General features: G+C 69.9%; 8 protein-coding genes. 2 read left to right on the top strand and 6 right to left on the bottom strand.

The features are described from left to right. The 6 genes from ACTIFU_RS08020 to ACTIFU_RS07995 form a co-directional block, all read right to left on the bottom strand. The coding region (locus ACTIFU_RS08020; protein WP_439577782.1) for a beta strand repeat-containing protein at nucleotides 1–1,231 on the bottom strand (1,231 nt) is incomplete at its 3' end. Nucleotides 1,232–1,451: 220 nt separating this feature from the next. After that, nucleotides 1,452–2,036: a hypothetical protein gene (locus ACTIFU_RS08015; RefSeq protein ID WP_439577781.1), complete on the bottom strand. Its 585-nt coding sequence runs from the start codon at nucleotides 2,034–2,036 to the stop codon at nucleotides 1,452–1,454. A gap of 13 nt (nucleotides 2,037–2,049) precedes the next feature. Then, nucleotides 2,050–2,706, bottom strand: coding sequence for a papain-like cysteine protease family protein (locus ACTIFU_RS08010; protein ID WP_439577780.1), 657 nt, complete (start codon nucleotides 2,704–2,706; stop codon nucleotides 2,050–2,052). A gap of 101 nt (nucleotides 2,707–2,807) precedes the next feature. After that, nucleotides 2,808–4,271: a M81 family metallopeptidase gene (locus tag ACTIFU_RS08005; RefSeq protein WP_439577779.1), complete on the bottom strand. Its 1,464-nt coding sequence runs from the start codon at nucleotides 4,269–4,271 to the stop codon at nucleotides 2,808–2,810. A gap of 10 nt (nucleotides 4,272–4,281) precedes the next feature. Beyond that, nucleotides 4,282–5,085, bottom strand: coding sequence for an undecaprenyl-diphosphate phosphatase (locus ACTIFU_RS08000; protein ID WP_439577778.1), 804 nt, complete (start codon nucleotides 5,083–5,085; stop codon nucleotides 4,282–4,284). A 15-nt stretch (nucleotides 5,086–5,100) separates the two neighbouring features. Next, nucleotides 5,101–5,676 (bottom strand): histidine phosphatase family protein, encoded by a 576-nt coding sequence (locus tag ACTIFU_RS07995; protein WP_439577777.1) that lies wholly within the window; start codon nucleotides 5,674–5,676, stop codon nucleotides 5,101–5,103. A 137-nt stretch (nucleotides 5,677–5,813) separates the two neighbouring features. On the opposite strand from ACTIFU_RS07995, the gene ACTIFU_RS07990 reads away from it, so the two are divergent. Together ACTIFU_RS07990 and ACTIFU_RS07985 are read left to right on the top strand one after the other, a co-directional pair. Then, nucleotides 5,814–6,359: a TRAP transporter small permease subunit gene (locus ACTIFU_RS07990; protein WP_439577776.1), complete on the top strand. Its 546-nt coding sequence runs from the start codon at nucleotides 5,814–5,816 to the stop codon at nucleotides 6,357–6,359. 3 nt (nucleotides 6,360–6,362) lie between these two features. After that, entirely contained in the window at nucleotides 6,363–7,754 is a 1,392-nt protein-coding gene (locus tag ACTIFU_RS07985) for a TRAP transporter large permease (protein ID WP_439577775.1), read from the top strand. Nucleotides 7,755–7,765: the final 11 nt, after the last annotated feature.

The following is a 7,765-nucleotide window of genomic DNA, read 5'->3' as shown; positions in this document are numbered from 1 at the left end:
TGTCGAGATTCGTCGAGGTGATCGTCAGCGTGCCGCCGGACGAGGCCTGCATCGTGCCGGTGTTGCTGCGCGTCACCCCGAGCGCGTTGTTGAGCTGCACCGTCAGCGCCGTGCTCTGGTTCGCGTCGATCAGACCCTGGTTGTTCAGGCCCATCGCGCCGAAGCCGATATTGCCCGCGCCCTGGATCGTGTGGCCGGCCGAGTTGGTCAGCACGTTCGCCCCGGCCAGACCCCAGATGACGTTGTTGGCATTGTTGCTCAGCGTCACCGTGCCGGTGCCCGCAAGCGTCACGTTGCCGTCGATCCGCAGGTTCGTCTGCCCGCCGGTCGAGGCCAGCGCGATCGTGCCGTCATTGGTGATCGTGCCGGCGACGATGCCCTGCTGGGCGTTGTTGATCCGTACCAGCCCGGTGTTGGTGAGCGTGTCGAGCGTCGCCGGATTGCTGAGCTGCACCACGCCGTCGCCCGCCGTCGTCACCGTGCCGCCGGTGATGCGCCCACCCGTGACGTTGACGGTCGAGCCGGCCAGCGCCTGGATCGTGCCGTTCGTGTTGTCGAGATTCGTCGAGGTGATCGTCAGCGTGCCGCCGGACGAGGCCTGCATCGTGCCGGTGTTGCTGCGCGTCACCCCGGCCGCGTTGTTGAGCTGCACCGTCAGCGCCGTGCTCTGGTTCGCGTCGATCAGGCCCTGGTTGTTGAGGCCCATCGCGCCGATGCCGATGTTGCCCGCGCCCTGGATCGTGTGGCCGGCCGAGTTGGTCAGCACGTTCGCCGCGGCAAGACCCCAGATCCGGTTGCTCCCACTGTTGCTCAGCGTCACCGTGCCAGTGCCGGAGAAGGTGGTGGTAGCGCCGATCCGCAGATCCGTGGTCGAGCCGGAGGAATTCAGCCCGAGCGTGCCGGCATTCACCAGGTTGCCGGTGATCGACAGCGTCTGGCCGTTGTTGATGCCGAGCGTGTCGCCGCTGCTGATGGTCAGGTCGTTGATGCTCGCGTTGACGTTCAGCGAGACCACGGAATCCACGGCGTTGCCGCCGTCGATGAACACGTTGTCGCCCACCGCCGGCGCGCTGCCGCCGATCCAGTTGGCGCCGACATTCCAGTTGCCCGGTCCGCCGAGCCAGGTGACATCGGCGGCGGGCGCTCGCGCCGGCGTCAGCCCCACTAGCCCGGCCGCAACTCCGGCGAGCAGAATGCTGCGATACGAGAACCTTGGCGCGAACGCATTCATTCCTGTGACCCCCCGATCACGCCGACGCACCCAGAGCGGTGCCGGCTTCTTTCCCCAACGTTAACGTTACCGGCAGCGACCAGAGCGTCAAGTCTCATTTTATGAAGAACACATGACCTATCGCCAAAAAAGGCGGCAACCCTCCGAATTTTTGATGTCTCCTGCCGCGGGCGCACCGCGACCCGTCGGGCGGCATGCGGGCGCGTGGCGGGCCGCTGGGTCAGTTGCGCGTGTCGTCGCCCGCGAGCGCGTTCTTGGCTGCCTCGGCCAGCGCCTCCAGCGCCCGCTCGGCCGGATACGCCTCGCCCGCCTTGAGCGGCGCCGGCGCCGGGGCGATCGGCACCAGCCGGTCGCCGTCCTTGCCGCGCAGCCACAGTGCCAGGAGGTAGATCGCCGGCGCACGCAGCACCGCGACCTCCACTTGCGCCCGCCCAACCTGCTTCGCGGCCATCTGCACGGCCGCGGCGAGGCCGCGCTGCAGCGAGCCCTGGGTGAAGCCGCCGAAGCGCAGTCCTTCCGCCGGTGCGGCGCCCTTTCGCACAGGCTTGGGCGGAACCAGTTCCAGCGTCCCCAGCACCTCGCCGTCGTTCATCAGGCTGGCTACCCAGCCGACCGGCTGCGCGGCCGCCAGGCCACGACCCTCGGCGATGGCATCCGCGCCGAGATGATAGGCGCGCAGCGGCATGGCGACCGCGGGGCGCGCGCGTGTGCCCAGCGCGAGCGCGCCATGCGCGACCAGTTCCGAGACGGCCGCGTCCAGCAGCCTCTCGATCCCCTTGGGCGGCGGTTCGACCATCAGCGGCATGGCGTCATCCTCCTCAGGGCTGGGTGCGGTAGGAGTGGGTCCAGGTGCCGCTGCCCTGGTAGCCGGAGACGAACACGTCGTAGTCGATCACGCTGTCGCCGTACCAGGGATCGGAGATCCTGAGCCGCTTCGCGGTGCTGCCGCCGCCGCCGATCAGCCCGAGCAGGCCCTCGAAATGGCAGACGATCGCCATGAAGTGGCCGCCGCCGCCGCTCCAGCCCTGGCGGGCGCAGGGCGGGCGGCCGCTGTTGATCAGCGTCTTGATGGTGGCGAAGGTGAGCGTGCCCGAGGCGATCGACAGGAAGCAGCCGACCCGCGTCAGCGCCTTGTCGAGGTACCACGGCTTGTTGCAGGACGAGGACGAGCCGTTGGTGCAGCACGTGGTCTGGCCGAGCTCGGCATTGACGATCGTGCACTGCGTCCAGGTCGAGGCGGCGTCGTAGAAATGCGAGACGCTGTTGGCGACCGCGGCCCAGCACCACTGGGTCTGCTGCTGCGCCTCGACCGTCAGCCCGCTGCAGCGCGCCGAGCCGAGCAGCTTGCGGAACCGGATCAGCCGGAAGACCGGCTGGTAGACGAGCAGCCTGCGTGGGGTTGGTACGGGCCGTATCGGCTTGATGACCTTGCGCCGGACACTGCGCGGGGCAACCTTGGTCGGGCCTCGGGGCATGCGCCATCTCTCCCGCCGGGGTTCGTCGGATCGGGACTCTAGGCCGCAACGTTCCGCCGGGCAAGATTTCCGTCGTACGCGCGACCGCTGGCGGCGGCGCGCTACCGCGCGTAGGGGTCCTCGACCCTCGGCCAGTACGGTGTCGCAAGCTTCGTGTAGGGCAGCGCGGCGAAGTCATGGTCCATCGCGCCCGGCGCGCCGACATAGCGCACGGCGGAGGCGATCGGCGCGAACCCGGCATAGAAGTGCTGCGACGACTTGACGACCACCAGCTTCAGCCCGGCGAGCGACAGCCCGAGGCCCTCGAATCCGTCTGGGTGGAAGCCCTGCTGGCGGATGCTGATCAGCAGCAGGTGGATGCCGTCGGCCTCCACCCAGGCCGACGGCCCGAACGAGGCGCGGCTGCCAGAGAGGCCGGACTGCTCGTGATTGTCGGCGACCGCGCGCACCACCACGTCGAGATCGGCGGGCGGCCCGGACATGGCGCCGCACTTGCCCCCCACCCGCAGCCGCATCCGCGCGCCCACGCCCGCCTCGCGGCAGAACGACACCGCGACCGGGTCCCAGACCGGGCCGACTGCGGCGCCCTTCGCCTGGTGGGCGACCAGGCGGTGCAGCAGGAAGGTGCTGTCGGAGGGCGCACCGCCGCCGGCGTTGTCGGTGACGTCGGCGATCACGACCGGCCTGCCGTCGGTCGCGCCGAGTGCCGAGGCGATGACCGCGTCGGCATCCTCCAGTTTCGGGTGGGTCTCGTGGCGCATCGCCCAGAGCCGCGCGCCGAAGTCCTGGGCGAGGCGCCGGGCCTTCGCCTCGTCCCCGTCGGCGATCACCACCATCTTCGACCCGACATCCGGCACGTCGGCCCAGGGGAAGCCGTGGCCGAACGAGACCGAGAGGATGCCGTCCCTGCCTTCGGCCGCGGCCATGTCGGCGACGAAGGCCTTCATCGGCTCGACGGGGGTGCGCCACATCGAGATCATGCGCAGGTCGTGATAGGCGATGCGCGGGCGGACCTCGCGCCGCGCCGCGCGCAGCGCGAGGTCGTAGAGGTCGTTGGCGCGGTCGGCGATGTCGGTGTGCGGATATTCCTTGAACAGCACGATCAGGTCGGCCGCCTCGCGCATCGTCTCGCTGAGGTGGCAGTGCAGGTCGAGCTCGATCCCGACCACCACCTCGGGACCGACGATCGCGCGCACCCGGGCGAGCGTGTCGCCCTCGCAGTCGTCGTAGCCGTCGGCGACCATCGCGCCGTGCATCGAGAGCAGCACGATATCGACCGGCATGGCGGCGCGCAGATCCGCGAGGATCATGTCGCGCAGCTCCTCATAGACCGCGCGCACGGTGGTGCCGGCGGGCTGGGCCGCGGCGGCCAGGCTCTCGGCGATCGCGATCCCGTCCGCCTCGGCGCGGCCGCGCCAGACCCGCATTGCAAGGTTCCCCCAGCCCGGCGGCTGGCGCGAGGCGTCGTGGCGGAAGTAGCGATGGCCCATGAAGGCGTCGCGCCCGGTGGGGATGGGCGCCCAGGTGTTCGTTTCGGTCGCCAGTCCCGCCATGAACAGTTTCATCGTCGCTCCCTCAGCGCGTGGTCAGGACCGCCAGCATGACAAGCCCGAGCGCGATCCGGTAGTAGCCGAACGGCGTGAAGCCGATCCTCGCGATGACGGCGAGCACGAGCCGCACCACCACGAACGCGACCACGAAGGCCGAGGCGAAGCCGATCGCGATCAGCCCCGCGCCATCCCAGGTCATGCCCGACCACTCGCGGTAGAGGCTGTACACCGTGGCGGCGAACATGGTCGGGATCGCGAGCACGAAGCTGAACTCGGCCGCGGTCGGGCGGGCCACGCCGAGCAGCAGCGCGCCGATGATCGTGGCGCCCGACCGCGAGGTGCCGGGGATCATCGCGAGCACCTGGAAGAAGCCGATCGCGAGTGCGGCGCGCGGGGTGATCGCCTCGACGCGGTGCGTCGTCGGTGCGCCGCGGAAGCGCTCGATCAGGATGATCGCGATGCCGCCGGTGATCAGCGCGGCGCACACGACGTAGGGGTTGAACAGGAACCGGGTGACGGGTCCGTAGAGTGTCGCGCCGATCACGAGCGCGGGCAGGAAGGCAAGGAACAGGTTGCGGACGTAGAGCTGCGCCTCACGGTCGGTGAACAGGCCGGTGGCAAGGCCCCAGAGCTTGCGGAAGTAGATCGCGACGACGGCCATGATCGCGCCCAGCTGGATCATGATCTCGAAGCTTTTGCCGGGCGTGCCGGCGAATCCCAGCAGGTCGATCACCAGGATCAGATGCCCGGTCGAGGAGACCGGAATGAATTCCGTCGCCCCCTCGACCATGCCGAGCAGCAGCGCCTGAAGCGCGGATGTCATGTCCATTGCGGAGGGGTCCGTTCAGGCGGCGGGAGGCGGGACGCGCAGGACCAGCGCCCCGGCGCGCGCGCCGGTATACACCAGGATCGATTCGCCCGAGGCGGGGAACACGCCGGTCAGCGCGGTGATGTTCACCTGGTGGGTGACCAGCACCAGCGGCCGCGGTGCATCCCAGGCGGCGAGCAGCCGGCGCAGCGCCTCGGTGCGGGCGGGGCCGGCACCCCGGTCGGCGAAGAAACTGTCGAGCGCGGGCTCGCGGGTGACCGGGCCGAGGTCGAGCAGCTCGGCCGTCTCGATGCACCGGCACCACGCCGAGGAGCGCAGCCCGGCTCCGGCGAGGCCCTGGGCGCGGAGGAGAGCGCCGATCGCACGCGCCTGGGCGCGGCCGCTCGCGGACAGGTTCCGCTGGGTCGCGCAGTCCTCGAGGCGGAAGCCGGGCGGGTCGCCGGTGCCGGGTGCGATCGCATGCCGGATCAGCACCGCCGCACGGCCTTCGCGCGCCGCCTGCCATGCCGCCTCGTCGGCGCGTGCGCCGCCGGGCGGTCGAAGCGCGACAAGTGCGGCGGCGCCGAGGATGCTGTGACGTCGGGTCGGCATGGAGTTGGCCTGCCACAACGGCGCGGCGCACCGCAACCCCTTGTCTCAGCACGCGTCCGTGTTTCGTTTGCCTTTCCTCGGCCCTGCCCATAGGGTCCGGCCGCGGGGCGGGAAGCAAGCGGGGGAAGCGTCCTCGGGTGACGGGAGCACTCATCCTGTTCGTGCGCGCGGTCGACGCGCTGAGCGGCGCGCTCGGGCGCCTGCTCGCCTGGGGGCTGATCGCCGCGGTGATCGTCTGCTTCGTGAACGTGGTGCTGCGCTACGGCTTCGGCGTTGCCTTCATCTGGATGCAGGACGCCTATGTCTGGCTGAACGGCGCCGGCTTCACGCTCGGCGCGGCCTTCGCGTTGCGCGCGGATGCGCATGTGCGGGTCGATCTGTTCTATCGCGCGGCCGAGCCGCGGACGAAGGCCAAGATCGAGATCCTCGGCACGGTGCTGTTGCTGCTGCCGACCCTGGCGGTGATCTGGGTCTATACGTGGCCGGCCGTGCGGCTCGCCTGGATGTTCGGCGAAGGGAGCCAGAACATCGGCGGGCTGCCCGGGCTCTATCTGCTGAAGTCCTGCGTGCTCGGGTTCTGCGTGGTGGTGGCGCTGCAGGGCCTCGCGCAGGCGGCCAAGGCGGTGCTGCTGCTTGGTGGACGACCCGAATACGCGCCGCATCTGACGGCCGGGTCGTCCTGAGCGATGGATCCCGTCGTCCTCGGCGAGATCCTCTCGGTCCTGCTGTTCGCCGTGACGATCGGAACGCTGATGCTCGGCTATCCGGTCGCGTTCACGCTCGCCGGCACCTCGCTGTTCTTTGCGCTCGCGGGCTGGCTGGTCGGCGCGTTCGATCCGTCCTACTTCGCGACGATCGCGCCGCGCTACTTCGGCATCATGCAGTCCGAGGTGCTGGTCGCGGTGCCGCTGTTCATCCTCATGGGCACGGTGCTGGAACGGACGCGCATCGCCGAGGCGCTGCTGACGACGATGGGCCAGTGCTTCGGCAGCGTGCGCGGCGGGCTCGCGATCTCGGTGATCCTCGTCGGCGCGCTGCTCGCGGCCTCGACCGGCGTGGTCGGCGCGACGGTGGTGACGATGGGGCTGATCAGCCTGCCGGCGATGCTGCGGGCGGGCTACGACCCGAAGCTCGCCACGGGCGCGATCTGCGCCTCCGGCACGCTCGGCCAGATCATTCCGCCCTCGACGATCCTGATCTTCGTCGCCGACTTCCTTCAGGGCGCCAATTCCGAGGCGCAGCTCCGCAAGGGCAACTTCGCGCCCGATCCGGTCTCGGTCTCCGACCTGTTCGCCGGCGCGCTGCTGCCGGGCCTGCTGCTGGTCGGGCTCTACATCCTCTGGTCGGTCATGCTCGCGGCGCTGCGTCCGTCATCGGCCCCGGCGATCCCCATGAACGACGCCGAACGGGCGAGCCTGCCGGGCCGGATCGTCTCGTCGCTCGTGCCGCCGCTGGTGCTGATCATGGCGGTGCTCGGCTCGATCCTCGGCGGGATCGCGACACCGACCGAGAGCGCCTCGGTTGGCGCCGTCGGCGCGGTGCTGCTCGCCTTCGTGCGCCGGGAACTCTCGTTCGCACGGGTGCAGGAGGCGGCGGAGAGCACGCTCAGGACCACCTCGATGGTGTTCGTGATCCTGTTCGGCGCCTCGATCTTCAGCCTGGTGTTCCGCACCATGGGCGGCGAGCTCCTGATCGAGGAGGTGCTGCACGGATTGCCGGGAGGGCGCGTGGGCGCGGTGCTCGCGGCGATGGGGCTGATGTTCGTGCTCGGGTTCTTCCTCGACACGTTCGAGATCGTGTTCATCGTCGTGCCGCTGACCGCGCCGGCGCTGCTGATGCTCGACGTCGATCCGATCTGGCTCGGCGTGATGATCGGGGTGAATCTGCAGACGAGCTTCCTCACCCCGCCCTTCGGCTTCGCGCTGTTCTACCTCCGGGGCGTGGCGCCGGGCTCGGTCACGACCGGCGACATCTATCGCGGCAGCCTCCCCTTCGTCGCCCTCCAGGTGCTGGCGCTCGGCGCGCTTTGGGTGTTCCCTGAGCTCGCCACCTGGCTGCCGAGACTTCTGTTCAGATAGGGAAGGACTAG

The sequence above is a fragment of the Elioraea sp. genome (assembly GCF_051860475.1).
Taxonomy (GTDB): domain Bacteria; phylum Pseudomonadota; class Alphaproteobacteria; order Acetobacterales; family Acetobacteraceae; genus Elioraea.
This window is presented reverse-complemented; position numbering and strand designations above follow the sequence as displayed.

What these genes read in the sequence shown, in the direction of transcription:
- ACTIFU_RS08015 (WP_439577781.1), bottom strand. Translation starts at nt 2,036, where the DNA reads ATGCCGCTGATGGTCGAACCGCCGCCCAAGGGGATCGAGAGGCTGCTG.
- ACTIFU_RS07995 (WP_439577777.1), bottom strand. Translation starts at nt 5,676, where the DNA reads ATGCCGACCCGACGTCACAGCATCCTCGGCGCCGCCGCACTTGTCGCG.
- ACTIFU_RS07985 (WP_439577775.1), top strand. Translation starts at nt 6,363, where the DNA reads ATGGATCCCGTCGTCCTCGGCGAGATCCTCTCGGTCCTGCTGTTCGCC.
- ACTIFU_RS08010 (WP_439577780.1), bottom strand. Translation starts at nt 2,706, where the DNA reads ATGCCCCGAGGCCCGACCAAGGTTGCCCCGCGCAGTGTCCGGCGCAAG.
- ACTIFU_RS08005 (WP_439577779.1), bottom strand. Translation starts at nt 4,271, where the DNA reads ATGAAACTGTTCATGGCGGGACTGGCGACCGAAACGAACACCTGGGCG.
- ACTIFU_RS08000 (WP_439577778.1), bottom strand. Translation starts at nt 5,085, where the DNA reads ATGGACATGACATCCGCGCTTCAGGCGCTGCTGCTCGGCATGGTCGAG.